This window comes from Paenibacillus sp. N3.4 (assembly GCF_008017805.1).
GTDB lineage: Bacteria > Bacillota > Bacilli > Paenibacillales > NBRC-103111 > Paenibacillus_E.
This window is the reverse complement of record NZ_VRTT01000029.1, coordinates 1-23656: the sequence shown is the minus strand read 5'-3', so window position 1 is coordinate 23656 and position 23656 is coordinate 1. Positions and strand designations below refer to the sequence as shown.

At 44.7% G+C, this 23656-nt stretch carries 20 protein-coding genes and 3 pseudogenes; 2 read left to right on the top strand and 21 right to left on the bottom strand.

All coding sequences use genetic code 11. The features are described from left to right. Positions 1-44: 44 nt before the first annotated feature. From FU659_RS36400 to FU659_RS38325, 4 genes are all read right to left on the bottom strand, one after another. Positions 45-392 (bottom strand): hypothetical protein, encoded by a 348-nt coding sequence (locus FU659_RS36400; protein WP_222708562.1) that lies wholly within the window; start codon positions 390-392, stop codon positions 45-47. Between the two features lie 367 nt (positions 393-759). Then, the gene (locus FU659_RS16200; protein WP_147948536.1) at positions 760-1491 is read right to left on the bottom strand and encodes a hypothetical protein; all 732 of its coding nucleotides are present in this window, start codon (positions 1489-1491) and stop codon (positions 760-762) included. Between the two features lie 14 nt (positions 1492-1505). After that, positions 1506-2162, bottom strand: coding sequence for a double zinc ribbon domain-containing protein (locus FU659_RS38330; RefSeq protein WP_315971328.1), 657 nt, complete (start codon positions 2160-2162; stop codon positions 1506-1508). Positions 2163-2214: 52 nt separating this feature from the next. Further along, on the bottom strand, positions 2215-2727 hold the full coding sequence (locus tag FU659_RS38325; RefSeq protein ID WP_315971327.1) for an SPFH domain-containing protein: 513 nt from the start codon (positions 2725-2727) through the stop codon (positions 2215-2217). Between the two features lie 772 nt (positions 2728-3499). Here FU659_RS38325 and FU659_RS36395 point away from each other — a divergent pair. Further along, entirely contained in the window at positions 3500-4144 is a 645-nt protein-coding gene (locus FU659_RS36395; protein ID WP_147948535.1) for a transmembrane-type terpene cyclase, read from the top strand. Positions 4145-4242: 98 nt separating this feature from the next. Here FU659_RS36395 and FU659_RS16185 read toward each other — a convergent pair whose 3' ends face one another. Genes FU659_RS16185 through FU659_RS16175 form a run of 3 tightly spaced genes read right to left on the bottom strand, consistent with a single transcriptional unit; the run spans position 4243 to position 9006 of the window. Continuing rightward, the gene (locus FU659_RS16185) at positions 4243-5382 is read right to left on the bottom strand and encodes a response regulator (RefSeq protein WP_147948534.1); all 1140 of its coding nucleotides are present in this window, start codon (positions 5380-5382) and stop codon (positions 4243-4245) included. Positions 5383-5386: 4 nt separating this feature from the next. Further along, positions 5387-6268, bottom strand: coding sequence for a CheR family methyltransferase (locus FU659_RS16180; protein ID WP_147948533.1), 882 nt, complete (start codon positions 6266-6268; stop codon positions 5387-5389). Positions 6269-6276: 8 nt separating this feature from the next. Then, the gene (locus tag FU659_RS16175) at positions 6277-9006 is read right to left on the bottom strand and encodes an ATP-binding protein (RefSeq protein ID WP_147948532.1); all 2730 of its coding nucleotides are present in this window, start codon (positions 9004-9006) and stop codon (positions 6277-6279) included. 252 nt (positions 9007-9258) lie between these two features. Here FU659_RS16175 and FU659_RS16170 point away from each other — a divergent pair, with 252 nt between their 5' ends. Further along, positions 9259-10002 carry an SGNH/GDSL hydrolase family protein gene (locus FU659_RS16170; RefSeq protein WP_261807856.1) on the top strand — a complete coding sequence of 248 codons (744 nt, stop codon included), beginning with the start codon at positions 9259-9261 and terminating at the stop codon, positions 10000-10002. Positions 10003-10137: 135 nt separating this feature from the next. Here FU659_RS16170 and FU659_RS16165 read toward each other — a convergent pair. The 14 genes and pseudogenes from FU659_RS16165 to FU659_RS16110 form a co-directional block, all read right to left on the bottom strand. Beyond that, positions 10138-11408 (bottom strand): annotated as a pseudogene (locus tag FU659_RS16165) (alpha-L-fucosidase). An 81-nt stretch (positions 11409-11489) separates the two neighbouring features. Then, positions 11490-12440: an ROK family protein gene (locus FU659_RS16160; RefSeq protein ID WP_397355863.1), complete on the bottom strand. Its 951-nt coding sequence runs from the start codon at positions 12438-12440 to the stop codon at positions 11490-11492. Between the two features lie 36 nt (positions 12441-12476). Then, positions 12477-13160, bottom strand: a complete 684-nt coding sequence (locus FU659_RS16155) for a copper homeostasis protein CutC (RefSeq protein WP_147948530.1) — start codon at positions 13158-13160, stop codon at positions 12477-12479. Next, entirely contained in the window at positions 13157-14635 is a 1479-nt protein-coding gene (locus FU659_RS16150; RefSeq protein ID WP_147948529.1) for a M17 family metallopeptidase, read from the bottom strand. The genes FU659_RS16155 and FU659_RS16150 overlap by 4 nt, the downstream gene beginning before the upstream one ends. Positions 14636-14697: 62 nt before the next feature. Then, positions 14698-15696 carry an ABC transporter ATP-binding protein gene (locus tag FU659_RS16145; protein WP_147948528.1) on the bottom strand — a complete coding sequence of 333 codons (999 nt, stop codon included), beginning with the start codon at positions 15694-15696 and terminating at the stop codon, positions 14698-14700. After that, positions 15693-16697, bottom strand: coding sequence for an ABC transporter ATP-binding protein (locus tag FU659_RS16140; protein ID WP_147948527.1), 1005 nt, complete (start codon positions 16695-16697; stop codon positions 15693-15695). Before FU659_RS16140 ends, FU659_RS16145 begins: the two co-directional genes overlap by 4 nt. A 13-nt stretch (positions 16698-16710) precedes the next feature. Continuing rightward, on the bottom strand, positions 16711-17622 hold the full coding sequence (locus FU659_RS16135) for an ABC transporter permease (RefSeq protein WP_147948526.1): 912 nt from the start codon (positions 17620-17622) through the stop codon (positions 16711-16713). Between the two features lie 92 nt (positions 17623-17714). Beyond that, a pseudogene (locus FU659_RS16130) lies at positions 17715-18640 on the bottom strand (ABC transporter permease subunit). A 96-nt stretch (positions 18641-18736) separates the two neighbouring features. Further along, positions 18737-20328: pseudogene (locus FU659_RS16125) on the bottom strand (glutathione ABC transporter substrate-binding protein). A gap of 85 nt (positions 20329-20413) precedes the next feature. After that, the gene (locus tag FU659_RS16120; protein WP_147948578.1) at positions 20414-21418 is read right to left on the bottom strand and encodes an asparaginase; all 1005 of its coding nucleotides are present in this window, start codon (positions 21416-21418) and stop codon (positions 20414-20416) included. A 131-nt stretch (positions 21419-21549) separates the two neighbouring features. After that, on the bottom strand, positions 21550-21960 hold the full coding sequence (locus FU659_RS37230; protein ID WP_261807855.1) for an ROK family protein: 411 nt from the start codon (positions 21958-21960) through the stop codon (positions 21550-21552). A gap of 11 nt (positions 21961-21971) precedes the next feature. Then, positions 21972-22706 (bottom strand): ROK family transcriptional regulator, encoded by a 735-nt coding sequence (locus FU659_RS37225; RefSeq protein WP_261807854.1) that lies wholly within the window; start codon positions 22704-22706, stop codon positions 21972-21974. Positions 22707-23149: 443 nt separating this feature from the next. Further along, positions 23150-23323, bottom strand: coding sequence for a hypothetical protein (locus FU659_RS35515; protein ID WP_187274187.1), 174 nt, complete (start codon positions 23321-23323; stop codon positions 23150-23152). Positions 23324-23530: 207 nt separating this feature from the next. Next, positions 23531-23656 (bottom strand): IS3 family transposase (locus tag FU659_RS16110; protein ID WP_147948525.1); only part of this gene is annotated, 126 nt, incomplete at its 5' end.

The window sequence follows — 23656 nt, the reverse complement described above, 5'->3', positions numbered from 1 at the left end:
TTCATTCGGACAACGACAATACCATAGAATTATTAAACCAGATTTCAGCGATAAGTCAGACTTGTATCACAATAAGGACACGGTTTAATTTCACTCGGTTGAAGCAGGCTGCTTGAACCACAACCCGAGCATTCCACCATCTTCGGCAACAGCTGAGGGGACTCTGGGCCATTATCGCTTATCCAATCATCACGCTCGATGATTGGATTGTCGACTTCCCCATTCTGCGTCGTCCTATCATTGTAAAAAACGATTCTCATCGATTGTTCATCCATATAACAATTCGTTAACAGACCTTTATTAATCATGCGCAGGAAATCATTTTTAACAGTTGCGGGAGCCAGTTGGTTAATATCCGCTATCCCAGTAATGGATCTATTTCCTTGTACCATAATGAGGTTACGATAATACTCGTATCTCGCCTGAAGTTTCTTAAGGTTCTTCTTTCTTCTCCTATTTATCAATAGAGCAGGAAGCAAAAAGAATAGAGAACTTGTAAAAGTACCTGATATCGCTGCTCCTTTATTTTGTGGCAACATAGTTAAATCCATAATTGATATCATAATAAATAAGACAAGAAGTATACCAATAAATATTCGTGAATCTTCAATTTTCTGATAACTCAAATGGCGATGCTTGATTAAACGAATGATAGTAAGAATGGCACCTATTGGAAAAAACAAAAGTAAGAAAATACCAGTCACAGTATTGCTAATAGCCGGCTTGTCACTAAATTCAGTCTGTATGTCCTTCTCCCCCTTATTTTAAAGCCACTAATTGGCTGTTTCTTTTGGACAAATCGTTCGTGATGTCAGCAATGAGTTTGCGGGAAAGCTCCACATTCCCGATGTCCGCCTCATTCTTTATAAGCAGCTGCACACATTGCTCCAGTGCCTCCATCTGCCAAAGCAGATTGTCTTCTAAAACCTTCATTGAGAGGCTTGATAGGGGATCACTGAACCGCACCTTCTCGCTAAGCTGCTGCAGCTCGGCCTTTAATTGTCCATACTCAGCTTCTTTCTTCGTTTCTAGCTGCTGTTTCATAGCACGTAAACTAAGCTGCATTTGCTTAACAAGCCGCGTAAGGGCTTCTGTGTGTTCCTCTTGACGCCTAACATAGCCATTAAACCATAGTAAAATGCTCGTACCCATAGCCCATATGGCTAGTGTAATCAAATGAATGAGGATATAGGCATATAAAGAAACCCCTACACTCATCCAGAAAAAAACAATATGGAAAATGACTGCTAGCGCATATAAACTCCTTAATACAACTACCGCCAAAAAACCGGCGACTGTTTCTTCCTTTCTGGTAACCTTACTTACGACGTACACACTTTGATAACAGATCGCCGCTGCGAACAAAAGAGCAGCAAATGAGATTAACCCCTGCCAGAAATCTGTTCTCCATGGGGTTATCCCTGTGAATACAGCTATCATCACGATAAGGCCAATACCTAATATCAGAATAGGGAAACGATTCGCTTTCACAGAGAATCCCCCACTCATGCTAAACTATGCCCGCATTCGAAACAAAACTTCTGTCCTGGTTGTACGGTCTGCTTGCATTGACCACAGGTCAGCTGAAAGTTTGTCCCGCATTGCGTACAATGAAGCGCCTCTTCCTTATTGTCGGCTTTGCAGCTTGGACACGGGCGGTAGGCATCTCCACAATGGGGACAGAACTTTGCACTTACGGGAATAGGTTGACTACACCCACTGCAGGCTACGGTCTCAGGCGCAGGCGGCACCGTTACCTGAAGGGAGGCTCCGCATCCCATACAAAATTTAGCTCCTTGCACATTGGTAGCTCCACACTTGTTGCAGTTTACATGCTGAGCAGGATTCCCGGGCGTTCCTGACAGATTATTCGAGAACAAGCTGCCTAGCGACGAACCGACTACTTGTCCCATCCCAAATCCAAGTCCTGCCTCCGCATACATAGACGGTCTTCCCTGGTTCTTCGCTGCGCCTTCTAGCGTATCAAAAGTTCGCTCTTGCCCATATGTATATCCAATAATGTCCATTTCCGCTTTTTTAGCCAAAGCTTCTTTTAAACGAGCCGTGGCAGGATCATTTTCTGGAATGTTGATTGAATCGACTGTGAAATTAACCAGGATAAGGCCATATTCCTGAAAGATAGGTTTAATACGTTCTTCCATATGCTTAGATATTTCCGTTACATACGCGTTAATGTTTAAAATACTAATTTTCTTATGTTACCAAATACTCCGAAATAATTTCAACGATATTCATCATCAAAATACCTCTGAAATACTTGACAAGCGATGTTTGGTCGAATTCCGAAACCGTCCCTATTAACTTGAGCAAAAATTTCCGTGTATCCTCTATCTGTATGCCAAACTGTCCAAAGGATCGTACGGATACGAACATCTGATATTTAGGTTCTTGCAGTTGAATCGGTGTAGGCGTTCCCCACTTGACGTCCAACTTGCTAAGCTTATTAACAAACCATACTTCCGCCGCAAAAGGTGATTTCCCCCCAAAGGGCAGGTTCACAAAGGTGGAGAGAAGTGGAATATTTTGCGTCTTTAACGTATGTCTGCCTGCTCCGAAAAGGTCCAGCGCCTGCCCACCTTTAAACAACAACGCTTCCTGTTGTTCACTTACGATGAGCTGAGTCCATGTGCTCAACTCCTGATTCGGAAATCTCCATACCAATATGTCAGAAGGACCATCAAATTTCGCTACATCAATAATTGCCATATCCGCAACCCTCACATCATATAAAATTTACCATATTACACACTATTACTATACTACGAAATAGATCCTTTGAGGTGTCAATATTAAAAATTTTCAGACCTTTTCTGGGTTAATCGACGCTATGCTCGCGGTTGCCTTCCATGCGTCAGCCTGAATTCGTTTCTCTTGCCTTTGATGCATGAAAAAAACACCGAAATTTCCTAGAAAGGAGGGATGATATTAATTCTAGGTCCGCCATTCCATTTGTCCTACTTTTTTTCGATAAGTTATTACAAAATATAACATGTAGTGGTATAATAGTCCTATACATCATTGAAAAGCGAGTGGTCATATGGTCACGATAATATGGAATTTAATTGGTTTCAGTTTATTCGTATCCGTTCTATGGATATCCTTACCTATTATATGTAAGAGAGATACCCCCGAACAGCGGTCTTCTGATGAAATAAAAGTAAGCACAAATTATGATGAACGATTGAGAATGTCGATGCAACCATTAGTCTGGACCATGGAATTAGCAGAGAACAAGACAACCACACATGAATCACGAGCACCTTTTGCAGAGATCATCCAGAACGCTCACGACGAGGAATGCAAGAACATGTCTCTACATCGAACATCACCAGAATCGTAAAAGTACTAATCATGAATATGTACGATTAATTGCCCAAGGAGCTCCTCCTTGGGTTGTTTTCATTTATACAGGCATAGACAAGCTAATTGAATCATATCTATGAAGGAGAACTCCCTGAAAGGATGCGATTCACTCCGTATGGAACATCTTTTTTCAAAACAAGTCGAGCAGCTTCTGCAGTTTGGGGTTGCCTTTTTTTGGACAATCACTTATATAATCATTATATATAAAGGCTTTCGGGATCGAACTTGTGGGATGCCAATCGCCGCTCTGTGCGCAAATATCACTTGGGAATTTCTATTTTCCTTCGTTATGCCCTTTCACCCGCTCCAACAAATCATATCCATCGTATGGTTTCTATTAGATTGCCTCATCTTATTCCAATTTCTTTATTATTCAAAAAACTTATATCCAAAATGGCGTATGCAAACGATTGTCTTCTCTTTACTTATTATTGCTCTTCTGCTGCACTATGGAATGGCTATCGAATTTGACGATCCCCAGGGCAAGTATTCCGCTTTTGGAATCAACCTCATGATGTCCATACTGTTTATCAAAATGGTGATCGAACTAGATCTGTACGGGCAATCTAAATACATCGCCTACGCCAAGATGATTGGTACCGTGTGTGCATCACTTTATTGCTACTCGCTATACCCACACTCCTTATTATTAAATATGATGTATATCCTTACCTTTATTCTGGACGTCATTTACGTCACGCTGGTGGTGAATAAGTCCATAAAGGTTATCCATAGATCTGCTAAATATAAGCAGTTCTGAACAGAGAAGCGTACCTACCTCTGGATGATGTGGGCAGGTACGCTATTTTTCGTTTGGATTGAACATAGAGGATGAGTGAAGTCTCATCCTGGATCATTTTACTTTTTAAACTTAATAAAAAATGCAGTTCCGTCATCTCCGCTTTTCAATTCGATCAACGCGTTATGTCGCGCGGCAATACTGTAACATACGGCCAAACCGAGTCCCGTGCCCGTTTCTTTTGTAGTAAAAAATGGCGTCCCTAGCTTCTCTACATACTCTTCTTTAATTCCGCTCCCTTGATCCTCTATTTTTAGTATGATTTCCTTCCCTTCCGTATAGGTACTGATCGTAAAAGCACCACCCGCGGACATAGACTCCAGACCGTTCATCGCCATATTTAGAATTAGCTGACGGATTTCTTTTTCATCCAATTGCAAGTCCGTAATCATGCCGTAATTCACATGAAAATGCTTACCCGAGAGCATAGCTTCCGCTTGAATAAGCGGATGCATGGACGTAATAATGTCATTCAAATTTGTTAATTGAAGATGGGTCGTTTTATTTTTGGCTAAGGACAAGAATTCAGTGATAATGCTATTGGCTCTGTTGAGTTCCTCCAGCATAATGTCAATGTATTCAACCGCCATATTCTGGTTTCTTTTCGACATCTGCAAAAAACCGCGAATCGTTGTCATTGGGTTTCTGATTTCATGCGCAATCCCCGCAGCCATTTCGCCGATCAAATTAAGACGGGCCAATTTCGCCATTTCCTTCTCCATAGTGACTCGCTCTTCGTTGGCGATAATGAGTTCCCTAGTCCGTTCTTTCACTATTTGCTCCAGAAATTCATACTGATTTTTATGAAAACGATGCATCTGTACGAAGGCATCCACCTTTAATTTCAGAACGGCAGGATGAAAGGGCTTAAAAATGTAATCAATAGAACCAGCTTGATATCCCTGGAGAACATGATCTGCCGATTTGTTGATAGCCGTAATGAAAATGATTGGTATATCCTTCGTTTTTTCTCTATTTTTAATGAGTTTAGCCGTTTCAAAGCCACTCATTCCAGGCATCTGCACATCAAGCAAAATGACCGCAACATTTTGCATGTCCTCTCGTATCGTGTATCGCAGCGCATCCTCACCTGATTTTAGACCGATTAAACGATATTCAGGAGAGGCAAGCGCCGCTTCAAGCGTCAGTAGGTTTTCAGTACGGTCGTCAACCATTAAGATATCGATCTTGGTTTCCATGTTTCTACCCTCGTGGATTCAGAATTTGATGATCAGCAGGTTCGACTCTTTTTCGAAATATTTTTTCTTTTGAATCCATTTCTTCAAAACTATTCGCATGTGCCCTAAGGAGTCCTTCTTTATTTCCAAGGCCTAAATATCCTGACCGAACCAGACTTTCATTAAATAGCTGAAGAACGCGCCGCTGAAGCGTTTCGTTAAAGTATATCAGTACATTTCTGCAAATAATGACGTGAAATTCATTAAAGGAGTGATCGATAGCCAAATTGTGCTGCGAAAACATCATATTTTCGGAGAGATACGGCTTGAATTCAACTCCATTGTCATTAACCGAATAATATTCTGAAAAGGCCTTTTCCCCGCCTGCATGCAGGTAATTTCTCGTATATAATTGCATCCTTTTAATAGGAAACATTCTTCCGGCTGCCCGATGCAAGACTTCTTCGTTCATATCCGTGGCGTACAACATTGACTTGTGATATAAGCCTTCTTCGTGTAAAAGAATGGCCATCGAGTATACTTCTTCTCCGGTGGAACAACCGGCATGCCATATGCGAATAGCAGGAAGGGACCGAAGCAGAGGAACAATTTTTCTGCGGAAGGCAAGAAAGAAACTGGGTTCTCTGAACATTTCCGTTACATTAATAGAGAAATCCGCGAATAATCGATCCATCGCACTTCGTTCATGAAGCACTTTATCCAACAGTCCCAGAATCGAGTTCACTCTCTCACCTTGCATACGATTCATTATTCTTCTTCTTATCGATTGGAATGAATAATTCCTGAAATCGTAACCGTAGTGTCGGTAAACACCTTCCAGCAGCAAAACAATTTCAAGTTTTTCGATATCTTCTTTATGTATGGAAGCGTCCATTTTTTTAATCATTTAAGCTCCTATCTATACAACCATACTCGAAGTAACGACATCAGTTGATCCAAAAGTATTGGTTTGCTGATATAGTCGCTTGCACCTGCTTCTATGCACTTTTCCCTGTCATATTTCATCGCTTTAGCCGTCAAGGCGATAATAGGCAAGCTTTTAAACTGCGCATTTCTGCGAATTTCCTTAATTGCTTCATATCCATCCATTTTTGGCATCATAATGTCCATGATAACAAGATCAGTATCCGTGTTCTCGTATAAGAGATTTATGCCTTCTTTTCCATTTTCAGCAAAAATAATATGAATGTGATGAGCTTCCAGCGCTGTAGTCAACGCGTAAATATTACGCAAATCGTCGTCCACAAGCAATATTTTCTTCCCTTTTAAGGAAATGTCCATTGGCCCATCTGATTCTTTAATGGCGTCGGAGCTATTTGAATCGATCGTTGCTGCCGCTTCCTGGTTGGTTAAAGCCGGTAACTCGCTGCGAACTCCACTGATCGGAATGTAAACTGTAAATGTACTCCCTATTCCTTCCTCGCTCTCGATCCGAATAAAGCCGTTTAATAACTGAGCGATTTTCTGGCAGATGGATAACCCTAATCCTGTCCCTCCATATTTACGACTGGTCGTCCCATCCGCTTGGCGGAACGCTTCAAAAATGACCGCTTGTTTTTCCTTGGCAATACCTATCCCTGTATCCGATACGGAAATGGCAAGCGTTAATTCACTTAAACTATCATTCGGTGCGCCTTGCACTTCCTCCTTCGCAATCATTTGTATCTCCAAGGAAACGCTTCCTTGTTCTGTGAACTTAAAGGCATTAGAAAGCAGGTTTTGCAATATTTGTTGTAATCGTTGTTCGTCCGTATAGATCATAGTGTCAAAGATTTCATCGGCTACCCTCACGTGAAACTGAAGCCCTTTGTTACTGGCGATGGGGTCAAATTGACGTTCGACAACGTTGGCAACCTTCTTTAAATGGACCCAATCAAAATCTAATTCAAGTTTCCCCGATTCTATCTTTGATAGATTTAACACATCATTAATTAAACCGAGCAGATCTTTTCCCGAAGAATGTATGGTTTGCGAAAACTCGACCTGTTTGGGACTGAGATTGCCCTCTTTATTTTCGGCTAACATTTGAGATAAAATCAGCAGACTGTTCAGAGGCGTTCGCAGTTCATGCGACATATTCGCCAGAAACTCCGACTTATAGCCGGAGGCAAGTAGGATATGCTTATTTTTTTCTTCAAGTACTGTTTTGATCTTTCCTAGCTCCATACTTTTCTTCTCTGAAGCTTCAATTTGTTCTTCCAATTGTTCGTTTAATGTCTTCAGCTCTTCTTGCTGCAACTGCAGTTCTTCGGACTGCGTTTGTAGTTCTACGGTAAACATTTGCGATTCATTCAATAATTGTTGGATCTGCATTTGTCCCGCAACGCTATTGACAGTAATGCCTAATATATCCGTCAGTTCCTCGAGAAGCTGCAGCTGTGATGGAGTAAACTCTCGAAATGAAGCTAGCTCAATGACAGCTATCACATTGCCCTCGAACTGCACGGGCACAATCGCAATTTGAACGGGAGACGCCGTTCCCAAACCAGAGCTGATTTGTATGTAATCTTTCGGTGGCTCGGTAAGAACAATCACTTTATTCTCCGCTGCGCATTGGCCTACAAGTCCCTCTCCAAAGGCAAAGCTGTCGAAACCAATTTCTTTATTGTCTGCCGCATAAGCACCAGCTCTTATCAAACGGGGTAAGCCCTGTTCCATCTCCTTCCGATTATAGAAAACGCCATAACTCGCCCCAATAGCAGGACAAATCGCTGTTATAAAAATTTTAGCCAACCCGGTTAAGTTCTGAACCCCTTGGTACATAGCTGTAATTTCGGCAACCTTCGTTTTATTCCAGTTTTGTTCCTGTAGAATGAAGTTCGCCTGTTTTTGATATTTGGCATGCTCTTCAAGAGCAATGGCCATTACATTATAGACATGGCCAATGCTGGCCATTTCGTCCTTGGTTTCTACTTCTATTCTTGGCAGCTGATCACTGCGTTCAGATAGTGCGGCTTGCTTCATGACTGAAATAATATGGGCCAAACTCTTGGTCACGCTTCGAAAAACCCATATAGCGACAAATATTCCACATAATAATGTAATGATAACCAATCCAATAATCAGACGGATAGTGAAATAATAAGTATCCGTTGACTTTGCTAAAGATTGATCCATATCATATTCCTGCAGTTTGTTGAATTTCATAATACTCTCGAATAGGGTAACTTTGATAGGCTCAGTGTTACTGTTATGCCAACTAATAGCCTGTTCCTTCTTATTATTTCTCAAAAGTTCGACAGCGGCATCATTGCTTTCAATAAATAATCCATGCAGCTGCTGGATCTGCTGTGCCAATTTATTTTCATCTGACTGGCTTTCAAACATTTGTTCAAGCTTGTTCAGATTGGTGTTCAAACTTATTTTCGTTTGACGAATCCTATTGGACCTTTCATTCAACAAATCCATATTGGCGTCCAGCAGAAGTTCGTTGGTTTCCATACTGAGACTGTTAATATCTGAACGAACGTTGTTCGCAAGTCTCACCTTCGTATAATTGTCGTCAACGATTCCGTGCATGTTTTGATTCATAATAAAAAACATGCGAATAACAATAAAAGAAAAAATGAATAACAATGACAGAATCGTTGCGAAACCGACAAATAGTTTTGTGCGAAATTTCATCCGAAATAGCACCTTCCTAGAATTGAGAAATAGCCTTCAATAATAGTTATATCTGAAATCTATGAGATGTACCAGTAAAAAATGGAAGTCGATAGAATTCGCCAATTTAATTCATTTCCTGCAGCCCTTAAATCTATTTTTGGCAATCACATGTTTCATCTTTTCTGCTTGGATCGATTATGCAAAACATTAGTTGTTATTGTCCACACACACTGTACATGTTGGCAATATGATATTTCTAAGATGCACTTAATGAGGTGCACGAGCAAGCAAGAAGTCGTCGTTAACATTGATCTTTCATTTGCTATTTTCGAAGTATATATGATTAAAGCATGGGGTGATGATATGGTTATGATCTATACAGCTCTTGGAGATTCCATCACATTTGGGGAAAATGCTTCCTCTTTGGTAAAGGCCTATCCTCAATTAGCCGTATCTACTTTACATTCAGGCTCCCGTAAGGTAACTGGGTATGTTCTGGCTCGTCCTGGTTGGAGCAGTTATGATTTGTTAGATGCTGTGATATGGCATAGGGCCTCCATTCTTAGACAATCTGCCGTTATTTCGATATGGATTGGGGGTGTTGATTTGGCTAGCGCAGCACTATCTTCACTCAGAAACCAGCAATCCTTAAATGCAAAACAACTTATAGCGGACTATAGACGAAATATTGGTGCGATTCTAACTCAATTAACAAATTGGAGCCAAGCTCGAATTATTTGCTGCACGCAATACAACCCATTTCCGAACAGTCCTCTTGCTGTTGAGTCCATAGGCCAATTAAATCACATAACAAAAGAACTCGCCCAAAGTCACGGTGTAATTATCGCTCCCGCCCATTCGTGGTTTGAAGGCAAGCAAGCCGATCTTATCTATGGATATCGAAAAGGGAAGATTGAAGATGCTATAAGCGGATTTCTGCCCATCCATCCAAACGATCGGGGACATCAGGTGATTGCAGCGGGATTGGCTCCTTATCTTATGCCTCGCAAGTAGCTGAAAATTGAAATGGCACCAACCTATGTTAGGTCAATGCCATTTTGTCTAACTAGTAACCAGCCATCGCGTGAGACAGCATCCAATGGCAGCCCTCTCATTTCTTTGACAACGGACAATCGAATCTTGATTTCATCAAAGCTGCAGTTCAATGACCGTATCCATCTCGTCCGGCAGCATGGCACCTGAAAGTGTAATGAACGCACCGCCTTCAATATCGGAGTATTCTTGGGCCATCCATGGAGCTTCCACTTTCAGCTCGGTTCCATCCCGCAACAGTCTGGCTTTCATGATCTTGCCCTTCAGCCCCTCTAAATAAATCGGTCCAATTCCACGATCATACACGTGTGCGTACAATTTATTGCCATTCAGCGTAAAACGGCCCCACTCTGGCTTCGGTAATGTCGCGCCTCCACAACCGTAGATGCTGTCACCGTTCAACCGCAGCCATTCGCCTACATCACGCAACACGTCCAGCGATTCCCGGTTGATTTCACCTTTGGCATCAGGGGCAACATTTAACAGCAAATTGCCATTTTTACTGACACACTCAACCAGTGTGCGAATGACCTGCTTAGCAGACTTATAATTTTTATCTGTGGAATGATAGCCCCAGTTGTCGTTCAATGTGATGCAAGCTTCCCAGGGAATCGATGCACCCTTTACATCTAGAATGCCGCCTGGCGGAATAATTTGCTCCGGTGAGAAGAAATCACCTGCGTATTCTTCAGGCTCTGCTGCACGGATATTCCCACCGAGACGATTATCGATGATAATGTCCGGCTGAATGGAACGAATCATTCTGATGAGCTCCGTTGCTTTCCATTTCTCGCCGGTCATATTATCATAGGAGAAATCGAACCACATGATGTCGATCTTACCGTAATTCGTCAGAAGTTCCTTAACTTGACCATGCATGTAGGTCAAATACCGGTCAAAATCAATGGGTTTGTCCTTGGCCAATTCGTTGTCACGATCCGGATGCGCCTTGTCCCCATAACCAGGATAATCATCGTGATGCCAGTCGATGATAGAATAGTACAAGCCTACACGAATGCCTTCCTCCCGGAACGCGTCCACGTATTCCTGAACAAGGTCGCGCCGGCCGGTGTATTGGTGGCCTTAAAGTCCGTCAGCTTGCTATCGAACAAGCAGAAACCGTCATGATGCTTCGTCGTCAATACAGCGTACTTCTGCCCAGCGGCCTTGGCCGCCTTAGCCCATTCTCTTGGTTTATAACGGGAAGCATCGAATTCATCAAAATAAGTTTTATATTGCTCGTAGCTCATTCTCTCATTGCCACGAATCCATTCCCCACGAGCGGGGATCGAATACAATCCCCAATGAATGAACATACCAAACCGATCCTGCAAAAACCAACGGGTTCTTTCCTCTCTTGTACTCATTCGGCAATTCCCCCTATCTTTATATGAATGACGGCTGTTGCACGGATACACCGTCCAACAAGAGCCGACTCATTGTCCTATTCAGAAAGTGTGAAACAGCGCGGCTGCACCGATTAGACCGACATCGTCCTTTAAATCAGCCGATACAATGTTGTAGGTGCCGCGGTAAGGTTTCATTACGAGCTTATCAGTCTGAGCTCGCAGAGCATCGAAAAGTTCGTTACCAACTTTGCTCACGCCCCCTCCGATCACAATCCGGTCCGGATTGAAGGTGTGAACCGCGTTCGCAATACCTAATGCCATGTAATGAATAGTCCTGTCAATAACTTCAACAGCTACTGGATCTCCTTGCTTTGCTGCATCGAACACATGTTTAGCGGAAATAGCTTCCGTATCTGAATCGGTAAGATCTGAAATCAATGATGATCGGTTCTGCATGAATTGCAGCGCAGTGTCCCTGATAGCTGTCCCCGAGGCAAACACTTCCCAGCAGCCGCGATTGCCGCAGCTGCATGCCGGTCCATTAGGATCGATAATATTGTGTCCAAGCTCGCCAGCGAATGAGGAGGTGCCCAGCAGTAGCTTTCCATCCAATACTATCCCGGCTCCGATCCCTGTACTGAAAGTGACGTAGACCATATTCTCCGAGCCTTTGCCGGCTCCTCTCACATACTCGCCCCAAGCTGCCGCATTAGCATCGTTAACAACTTGAACCTCCACCCCGAGATCCTCTTCCATCCAGCTCTTCAAAGGGACATTCTTCCACTCGGGGAGGTTGGTCCCATGAAGAACGATTCCATCCCGGCTGTTAACCGCACCTGGGGAAGCAAGCCCTACGCCAGATAGTGAATAACCCTCCGAGACGGTATGAATCATACCGAGCATACGCTGCACAACCTCTTTCGCGGTATGCGCTCCAGCAGTTTCCATACGTTCGCGGTTCACTAACGTTCCCCTCGAATCGAAGAGCGCTGCTGCGATCTTCGTTCCTCCCAGATCGATTCCAACTACATATTTTTCAAGATTTTGCAATATCATTCACCTTTTTTTCAAATCAATAATCAGCCCTTAATGAAGGCTGTCCGCTAAAGCTCGCAGCTGTTTCGGATCTATCGGCGCAAGGCCTGACCTGCCGTAACGAACTGCGGAGCCAAAATGTACTTCCGTCACCCCAGTCAGTTCAATGAAGGGCTTAATGACTTCCGGCGTCAGACCGTTACCAGCCAGAATTCGCAGCGAGCTGCCGTATGACTCCTCGACCAGCCTCCGAATGGTTGGTATAGCTTCAGACGCAGGCTGTAATCCGCCGGAAGTCAACACACGGGATATTTGTGGATAACGAGTGAGAATGCGCAATCCGGCAATCTGATCCTCCAGTTCATCGAAAGCCCGATGAAAGGTTACGTTTAGTCCGCCTGCCCAAGCTAGCATAGACTCCAACGCTTTCTCGTTAATCTTTCCTTCCTCCGTCAAAGCGCCGACAACGATGCCAGCTGCTCCCGTGGACGTTATAGCCTTTATCTCAGCTATCATCGTCTCCAGATCATGCTTATCGTAGACAAAAGATCGGCTGTGTGGCCTAACCATTACATGAACTGGTATGTTCACCGATTTCGCCACCTGCTCAATCATACCGATGCCAGGCGTTAATCCGCCTTCAGTAATGGCCGTTATCAATTCGAGTCGGTCGGCCCCGTTCTCTTCAGCTCTTCGTGCATCATCCATACAAGTAGCGATGACCTCCAGAATCATAACGAAACCTCCCGCTCTCCACTTTCATGCTTCCGAGCGTATTGTACCGCATAGTCTGCAAGCAACCTCGCCCCGTAGCCCGTAGCACCGGCCTCTGCGTAACCGACATCCTGCTTGAATTGCACGGTCCCGGCCATATCAATGTGTACCCAACCCATCGCCTCGGCTACGAAACGCCGTATAAAGAGCGCTGCAATAATCGCACCCGCAAGCGTTGAGGTACTCACGTTTCGCAGATCAGCATAATTACTTCTGAGCTCGGCTTCATACTCCTCCATCAGAGGCATCGGCCACAGCCGTTCCCCATTCCGTTCGCCGATTTCGACCAGGCTGCGCGTTATATCCTCATCGCCCCATATTCCTGCGATGCCTAGACCAAGCGCAGCCCCAACATTGCCAGTAAGCGTGGCAATGTCTATCGCTTGAGCAGCACCCAGCTTTGCCGCATGGATTAGCGCGTCAGCTAATACTAGTCGACCTTCCCCATCCGTATTTGCGACTTGAACGGTCAGACCGTTCGGATAACGAATAACGGAGGATGGCAGCATAGCTCGGGCATCCGGTAAATTATCCGCTACAGCTATCAGTGCAGTTACACGAACTTGGGCACGCTGCCGGACCAGAATATCCAGGCAGCCAATGACGGCCGCCGCACCGCCCATATCCATACGGGCATCGCTGATGTCGCTCCCCGTCTTGACATTCATACCACCCATGTCGAAGGTGACCGCTTTACCAACCAAAGCAAGCAGCGGCAGCTCTGTGTTGCTTTCGTACCGAAGCTCTACGAGCGCCGGGGCATACTTGCTGCCTGCTCCCACTGCGATCAAGCCGTTCATACCGCGGTCAACCAAATCTTGCCCGCGATACACTTGAACGCCTACAGGCTTATCCTTGAAATGGTCGATGATCCAATCTACGAAGGCATCCGGATTCAATGTTTCGGGAGATTCATTCACCCAATCTCTAGCCAACATGGTTCCCTCAGCTCGATTACGTGCAGAGTCGACTACTGCCTCCAGTTCAACTTGTGACAGCTCCTTCCAATCTTCCAGACGAAGGTTTAAGTCCACTTCACGGCTGATTTTGGTGGCGTTTCTGTATTTATCGAAACGGTACAAGCCGAGCAGCCAGCCTTCTACCCAGGCCTGTAGCCATTCAGCTGCTGCAACCTTACTGTCGTCTCCTGTAGGGCTTGCATGCCGAACGAGCGTTCCACTGCCGCTGCGATCTTCCCGCAGCAGAGCGCGGGCGGAGGCTCCGCCTGCTCGACGTACCTTCTCAAGCGTCAACTTCTTACGCTCGCCAAGTCCTGCCGCCAATACATCGGCTTCACCTTCAGACCTGCCGTACAGCCATGTCACGGTACCCGCCTGTTTGTGACTTTCGCTCAACCGGTGAGGAAAGGACTCGCCCTGATACACCGGGTAAATAAGAATCTGTTCCGGTTCTACGGTATCGATTGTAATTCGCATGGGGATCCCTTCTTTGACAAATAGTGTTGTTATTTTCTTCTTATTTCAATTGATACACACGATTACCTGGGTAATTTCATCATTTCTTCATCATATAAATGACAGGCAACCTGATGCCCCGGCTCGACTTCCCTGAAAATCGGTTCATGCCGCTTGCAAACTTCCATACAAGAAGGACAGCGTGTATGGAAACGACAGCCCGTTGGGGGATTTACAGGACTTGGCAGATCTCCCTTCAGAATAATGCGTTCCTTCTTCTGACTTGGATCTGGAACAGGCACGGATGATAGTAATGCCTGGGTGTAAGGATGAAGCGGAGAGTCATATAGCGTGTCTTTATCCGCTGTTTCAACCAGCGTACCTAAATACATAACGCCAATACGATCGCTAATATGCTCCACAACGCTTAGATCATGGGAGATAAAGAGGTAGGTCAGACCGTACTGCTCTTGAAGATCCTGCAGCAGGTTAAGCACCTGAGACTGAATGGATACGTCTAGTGCGGACACCGGCTCGTCCGCCACGATCAAGCTCGGCCGAACAGACAGAGCCCGTGCAATTCCGATCCGCTGCCGTTGTCCCCCGCTGAACTCATGGGCAAAACGTTCCGCGTGAAAGCTGCTTAGACCCACTGTGTTCAGCAGCTCATGGGCCAGTTTGTCGCGTTCCTTCGTACTCAGCTTCGTATGAATAAGCAGCGGCTCAGCAACAAGATCCTTAACTTTCATCCGAGGATTAAGAGAAGCATATGGGTCCTGAAACACCATCTGCATATCTTTACGAATTGGTCGCATCTGATCACTAGTCAGTGAGCTAATATTTTGCCCGTTAAACCATACTTCTCCATTATTGGGCTTCAGCAGTCGAGTCACCAAGCGTCCTGTCGTCGACTTGCCGCAGCCGCTTTCTCCAACAAGGCTGAATGTTTCACCTTTATGAATAGCAAATGAGATGCCATCGACCGCTTTCAAATATTTAGTGGCGCCGAACCAGCCTTTTTGGATGGCAAAAGATTTTTGCAACTTTTTTACTTCTACCAGTGGAGTCTGAGTCTCCTTCATGCATGTTCTCCTCCTTCCGGCTTCTCTGGCTGCGTTAACCAACAGCGGCTCTTACGCTCTGATTGTCCTTCTATCGGAAGAAGCTCCGGTTCTTGTGTCAAGCATCGATCCCTAACATCCCGGCAGCGGGGCGCAAACTTGCAGCCTTGTGGCATTGCGGTCAAATCTGGTACGTTACCTGGAATTGAATCTAGACGTCGAACCTTCTGACGCAGCTTAGGAACCGATTGAATAAGCCCCTTCGTGTACGGATGCTGAGGCGTCTCGAACAAATCCTTAACAGATGCTTCTTCTACGACCCTTCCTGCATACATGACAACAACCCGATCACACATCTCCGCTACGACACCAAGATCATGTGTAATGAGCAGCATGCCCATCCCTTGCTCATCTTTCAATCGCTTCATCAAGTCAAGAATTTGCGCTTGAATCGTCACATCGAGTGCAGTTGTCGGTTCATCAGCAATCAGAAGCTTCGGATTGCACGCCATCGCCATCGCGATCATAACCCGCTGCCTCATCCCACCGGATAGCTGGTGAGGATAATCGTTCACTAACTCCTCTGCCCGCGGAATGCCTACAAGGGTCAACGTATGAATCGCATGCTCTCTCGCACGCTTGCGCCCATAACCCATATGCAGCATAATCGGCTCTTCCAATTGTTTTCCGATTCGCAGCACCGGGTTAAGTGACGTCATCGGCTCTTGAAAAATCATGGCTAATTCATTGCCGCGAAACCGACGCATCTCCTTCTCTTGGATCTTCGTTAGGTCGGTGCCTTCGAAGCGGACTGTTCCGCCAGCAATCCGTCCCGGTGTGTCCTTAAGCAGCCTCATTATCGATAGGGAGGTAACGCTTTTGCCACAGCCTGATTCACCAACTAGACCCAGTACTTCACCTTTATTTATATAAAAGTCAACGCCAGCTACTGCCATTACACTGCCGCCTTCGCGTTTAAACTCCGTTTTCAATCCTTGTACTTCAAGTAATCTTGACGTCACTTTCTATCCCCCCTTAGTTTTTCGTCTTGGGATCAAGGGCATCGCGCAGTCCGTCCCCAATCAGGTTAAAAGCAAGTACAGTCAAGAAGATAGCCGCACCAGGAAAATACACGATATGGGGTGCGATACTCAAGTAATCGCGTCCCATGCTCAGCATGGCTCCCCAGTCGGGATTGGTTGGCGTAGCACCCATACCTAGAAAGCTTAATGATGCTGCGGCCAGGATCGCGCCGCCAATTTTCATAGTCACATTCACAATCATGCTTGGCACCGTTTCTGGAAAGATATGCTTCCAGATAATTCGTCTGTTCTTCGCACCCATCGAGTGGGCTGCTTCCACGAATAACGTCTCCTTTGCGGACAATGTCACGCTCCGGATAATCCTGGCGAACGAAGGAGTGCCGAATACGGCTACCGCAATCACCACATTCATCAAGCCAGGACCTAGAATGGCCACTATACCAATCGCAAGCAAGAGATCAGGAAATGAAAACAAAACGTCGCTGCTCCGCATAATAAGGCGATCCAACCATCCACCATAATATCCGCTCAACAAGCCTAGAATCGTTCCAAGAACAGCCGCAATCCCAACTGCACTTAAGCTTACAGCTAAGGTCAGTCTAGTCCCTTCGATAAGACGACTTAAGATATCTCTGCCATATTCATCTGTCCCCGCCCAGTGGGCCATGGAAGGGCCAGACATCAACACATTATAATCTGGATCATTCGAATTATACGGAGTTAGATAAGGACCGAATATCGCAATGATGATTAGGATGACAATAAATATACCAGCGGCAAGCGACAACTTCCGTTTACGAAATTTGCTTAAAAAAACAGCTGCTGGGCTTTTCTTTCTTCCAGAAACAAGCGTCTCTCCAGGAACGGCAGAACCACTCCCAGTTATCGCCGAATTGTCGTTCATAATATCTCCTCCTAAGAGTTTTGCTTTAGCAAAACCTGCATCGTAAGCGTAAACTGAGCTTTCCGTAGGAAAGCTATCTTCGTAAGCATTGTCTACTTCGACGCATACCGGATTTTCGGATTAAGTACACCGTACAGCATATCGACGATTAAATTAATGAGTATAAATTGCGTGGCAAACATCAGCAGCAGCGCCTGAATGACGGTATAGTCCCGGAATGAGATAGAATCGACTAGTAATCTCCCGAGACCCGGTATACTGAATACCGTTTCCACCATAACAGAGCCGCCCAGTAAAAATCCGAATTGCAAGCCAGCAACGGTAACGACTTGGATAAGCGAATTCCTCAGCGCATGACGACCGACTACAACGAATTCCCGAAGACCCTTAGCTCGTCCAGTACGGATGTAATCTTCCCGCATTGTCTCCAGCATGGATGAGCGGGAATACCTGGCTAGCATCGACATGATACCGGCTCCGAGTGTAATAGACGGAAGCACGTAAGATGTCCAAGAATCAACCCCACCAGTTGGAAACCAACCCAGCTGAACTGAAAATATTTGGATCAATACCAGACCCAACCAAAACCCGGGCACAGAAATACCAGAAATTGCAGTCAACATACCTGCATGATCCTGCCATTTATTTCTATTCACCGCAGAGATAACGCCGATTAGTAGACCCATGACAAGCGCCCATCCCATGCTTACAAAGGTTAAAATAATGGTAGGCATAAATCTGCTCTTCAGCATATCTGAGACGGCAAACCAGATCTTAGTGAATGACCCATATCACCTTGCAACAGTTTGCCCATATAGTTAATATATTGCTGCCACAGCGGCAGATTGAGTCCGAGCTGCTCGCGAATGCCGTTAATTTCTTCAAGCGTAGCGTCCTTGCCCGCGACAAGCCGAGCCGGATCGCCGGGAATTAAATGGATGAACATGAAGACCAGCACCGATACGACGAACAACAACGGAATAACCCCGAGGAGTCTTTGCAAAGCATATTTTCCCAACTCGTGAGCCTCCCTTCAGTTTCAACATCCTTAAATAGCAGAGGCCGCTTCTCAGCAAAATATAGAAACGGCCCGTTTGCTATTATTACTTCACTTTTATTTCTTCACTTCTGCATCACGAACGGTAATGGAACCGTCAGGCATTACTTTAATGCCGTTTATATATGATCTTTTACCTGAAATAACTTGATCAACACCTAAGAATGCCCATGGAGCTTCATTCCATATTGTTTTCTGAATATCCGCGTAGATCGTTTTTGCTTTTGCCGGATCAATAGCCTTGTTCGCCTCAGCAATCCATTTGTCTACATTCGCGTTCTTGTAATAGGCTGTGTTTGATCCAGCAGGAGGGAACATCTCGCTGCTGAACAGACCTCTTGTCGCACCGTCTGCATCACCTGAAGATGGAGACCAACTCACATACCACATTTGAATCTTAGCTTCTTCCGGTGTTTTTGCGGAGTTAATTTGTCCTGACAACGTACCGCCTTCCATCGATTTCACTTCTAGCTTGATACCAACAAGCGCAACTGTTGTTGGATGAACTGCATGCCCTTCATAGTTTCCGAGTCGTTCTCACCCCAGATTTCAGCCGAGAAACCCGTTGGCAAGCCTGCTTCAGCAAGCAGTTTCTTTGCTTTTTCTGGATCGTAATCATAACCCGTTTGCTTGGAATAATGCTGCGTTTTGGAAGACATTGAAGAGTCTAGCTTCGAACCCAAGCCCGATTTCACCACTTTAATATAAGCATCTTTATTGATTGCATAGTTGATTGCTTGGCGTACCTTAATATCATCATATGGTTTTTTCATTGTGTTCAAAGTAATATAGCGCACGATTGTAGAATCGATCTTGTCTAAAACGATATCCTTTTGTCCTTCAACTTCGGTTACTTGCTCGGTAGGCATCGGATAAATAAAGTCAGCCTCACCCGTCTTCAGCATAGCAATCCGCGAGCCATTCTCAGGCACTGGCTTAAAGGTAAGGCTATCAATCTTAGGAAGTCCTTGTTGCCAATAATCAGGATTCTTTACGACAACCAGACGGTCGCCCTGGACCCATTCCTTGAACTTGTATGGACCTGTTCCTACCGGGTTCTTCGAAATGTTGGCGCCTTGCTCTGTCAACGCTTTAGGGCTGATCATAAGAGCCATAGCCATTTTGTTCAAAAAAGCGTTATACGGTTCGCTAAGTGTAATGACGACCGTTTTAGCATCAGGTGCTGTTATGTTAGTCACTTTTGCAAAACTTTTACGCAATCTCAGATTGTTTTTCTCATCGCGGAGGCGATCTAGATTAATTTTTACCGCTTCAGCGTTAAAGTCTGTGCCATCGTGAAATTTAATTTTTTCTTTAAGAGTGAATGTGTAAACAAGTCCGTCATCGCTAATTTTATGGGATGCTGCCAAAACCGGCACTACATTCATGTTCTCATCAAAGCCCATCAGACCTTCATACATCGTTCTTGCACCAGTAATCGAATGGGTGTCGCTCGTGTTATGAGGGTCAAGCGTAATAAAGTTGGTATTGATCGCAACAACGACATCCTTATTGTTCTTAGAGACCGCCTTGGTGTTCTCGCCTTTCCCTTCATTTGTTTTCCCCGCATTTCCTCCGCAACCTGCGGCTACAACTGCAACAATCAGCAGCAGCATGAGCATCGACCATGATTTTCTTTTGACTTTCATGTTTGTTCACTCCCCTAAATAATGTTTATTAGAATCTCTCATCATCCTGTAATTCTTAATATCAGGGTTAGAGGTTATTCTTACGTTAAGCTTTCAGTTCAAATACGGCACATCGTTCGCCAACTATCGTTCCTCCATCATTGACGATGGTATTCGGAACTAGCTCTAACAGCCTGTCGATCGTTTCTCGGTTGCTGTACCCAATGCTCTCTAATATGGAAGCAATAATACAAGGCCACACTTGCTCAGAACCGTCGGATACTTTAAGTGAAATAGCGATTCTTTCTTTTCTCAATCCAATTCCGTATACGCCTTTCGCCCCACCCTTCGCTACCAAGTTTGCATCCTTAAGCAGCGCCGAGCACACGAATTTTGTATCCGCTATCATATTGGGGTATTCATTCATTAGTTGGGCCATTCTGGCGGCTGCATCCTGTGTATCTATGTCTTCGATGAGATCGGGACATGCCAGCTTCAAAAATGAATAAGCAATTTTATTTAAAGGAAGTGCGAAGATTGGCAAACCGCAGCCATCTACTCCTTGTGGAATAGAGTTTGTGGGAACCCCGGCCATGTAAGCTAGTGTCTCCACAATTTCTTGCTGCACAGGATGTTCAGGATCATAGTAACTATCCTCATCCCACCCCATATGTTTGCTAAGCGCGATTAATCCAGAGTGCTTGCCGGAACAGTTGTGGAATATTCTCCGCTTGGATTCATGTGCCCGATGGCGCTCTGCCTTGGCGTCTTCGTTAAGCGGGTAAGTGGCGCAGCAGTGAAGCCTTTCCTCCTGAATTCCTGTTTTGTGCAAAATAGATTCCAGTGCATCAATGTGAAAAGCCTCTCCTCGGTGCGAAGCCGCAAACAGTGCAGTTTCTTGGCCTGTCAATCCGTAGATCTTGTCGATCTTTCTTTTCATAACCGGAATGGCTTGGAATGGCTTCGCGGCTGACCGCAGGAACGTCATATGCTTCGGATCCCCCGCTGAGTAAAGTATAGTCCCCTTTTCGTCGACCACACTGATGGCTCCGTAATGTACATTTTCTAAAACGCCGCCACGATATTCATTAACCAGTGCTGTGAATCCCATCATGATTGCCTCCCCTTATGCGAACCTGACATTACGTCTTACCCGCAAACAAAATTTCTTATTCTACTAACTGATTGCTTAGCTGTCTGCCCTACAATTCTTCCAAACAGTAGTATTGGATTAGGCATCCCTTACTCTAATTCGAATAACCTGATTTGAGATAACAGCCCCGAACCAATCATGACACCTTGTTCCTGTAGCTCCGAACGAAAAATGCTAAACGACTCACGCAGAGGCTCCCAAACAAATCGCGACATACAGAGTTCTTCAATCTCCTCGTAAACTTCTGGGTACTTGTCTGCCAACTCTACGCTCAATATCACACTATCAGGGTTGTACATACAAACTACGTTATTGACTGTAATGGCGATGTACATCAAAGCGCGTTCGATCAAATAACACGCCCATCGTTCTCCTGCACGCCTTGCTTCGAATAGCTCCTCAATGGTGCGAATCGGCCGAATTTTGTTCGCTTCCGACAATAGAGAGCTGATATTAATGTAAGTTTGCAGACAACCTGCTTTACCGCAATCACACATCATCCCGTTAGGATCTACCGTTGTATGGCCGATTTCACCTGCGCTATTCGTTTACCTCGGTAAATTTCGCCTTCAAAGATGAGTGCAGAACCTACCCCATTACCAAAGCCGAGCAGCGCAGTCCGACTAGATCCCTTAGCAGCACCCTTCAGATGCTCCGCAAGCGCTTTCACTTTGAGTTCGTTGTCAACAACCACATCATAACCAGTAATTTCCTTCAATCGTTCAGCTAAACGTACGTTCTTCCAGCCAAGTTGAACAGAGAAGACAACAACTCCCGCATCATTGTCTACAATCCCGGGGAGTCCCACACCGATTCCAATTACTCGATTGCCATCGATTTCATTCAAAAGCGTTAACTGATTGATCTTATCTCCAATAAGCTCTAGCGTAACATCCGGGCTTTCTTCCGTAGACCGGGGATACTTGCCGCTGCATACTACATTACCCAGAATATCGACAATGCCGACAATCATCTGGTGGCGATCCAGCTCGACTCCAACTGACAATACGGAAGCATCAACCATCTCGAGCAGCGTAGACCTTCTTCCGAGTCCAACAGACACTTGTTCGGATTCCAACAAATATCCTCGTTCCGCCAGTTCTCCGACAATGCGACTTACCGTAGTAGGGCTCATTCCAGTTCGCTTGGCTATAGAAGCACGGGAAATGGGTTGATTGTGCTTAATGATTTCAAAAACGGTTAGCCTATTTTGCTGCTTCATAAAGTCTTGATCGTGCTTTTTCATGACATAATCACCTTTTTTTCTCCAATGAATTAAATCATGGGAATTTTCATGTATTATCAGCGAAATTCATGTGAATTCCATCTTGAATTGTTATTAATCATATTATATTCTCCAGTGGTATTAATAATAAAGGACATAATAGGAGTAAGTCAATATAAATAACATAAGAACTTCTCCATTTCCGTTGACAAGAAAAGCTGTTTCAATTGCATTTCGATGGAAGTGTTCCAGATAGTGCAGGAGAAGATTTTCAACGAGGAGGCCCTATCGCTGCTTACTAAGCAACTAAATGACTTTCAGAAGTCCAAGGAATCAAGGTAAAAGGCGAGAAAGAACGCCTGGCAAAGAACCTTGAGGGCATCGAGAGTGACACATCCAATGCTGCGATGCTAATGCCTCCATAAACGTTTCAGATCCTGATGGGAACTCACTTTTAAAAATATTTAATTACTATGGAGATATTCCAGCAGCGAAAAAATTCGAAATCTCTTAGAGGCCAAAGGAGCCAAATAATTAATTCGCGAAGTGGCTACACTTTCAAATCCTGGCGTACCGTTTGTACCAGCATAAATGCCGAACTTTACTGGATCGATAGCAGAAGCCTGTAAAGGACCCATAGTAGCCTCCTGTACGATATTATAATCCGAACTATTAAGAGGCTCCGAATGAACAAGCCAGCCTCAGACTTATTCATTCGGTTGTCGATCATGTATACATCCTTGAATTCGAAAATATCTTAATATTCCATATATAAATAAAATAAGAGCAGGCTCTTTATGATCTGGACCCTCTGTCAAGGACACTTGAAAAAAGCCTGGTTTAGTTTAGGCGGCTAACAATAGATGATTCCTGTATTGTACAGGGGTCATCTTTTTTAATCCCCATTGATATCGATTATTATTGTAGTAGCGGATGTAACCGTCAATTTTACGTTGTAGTTCTATTAATGT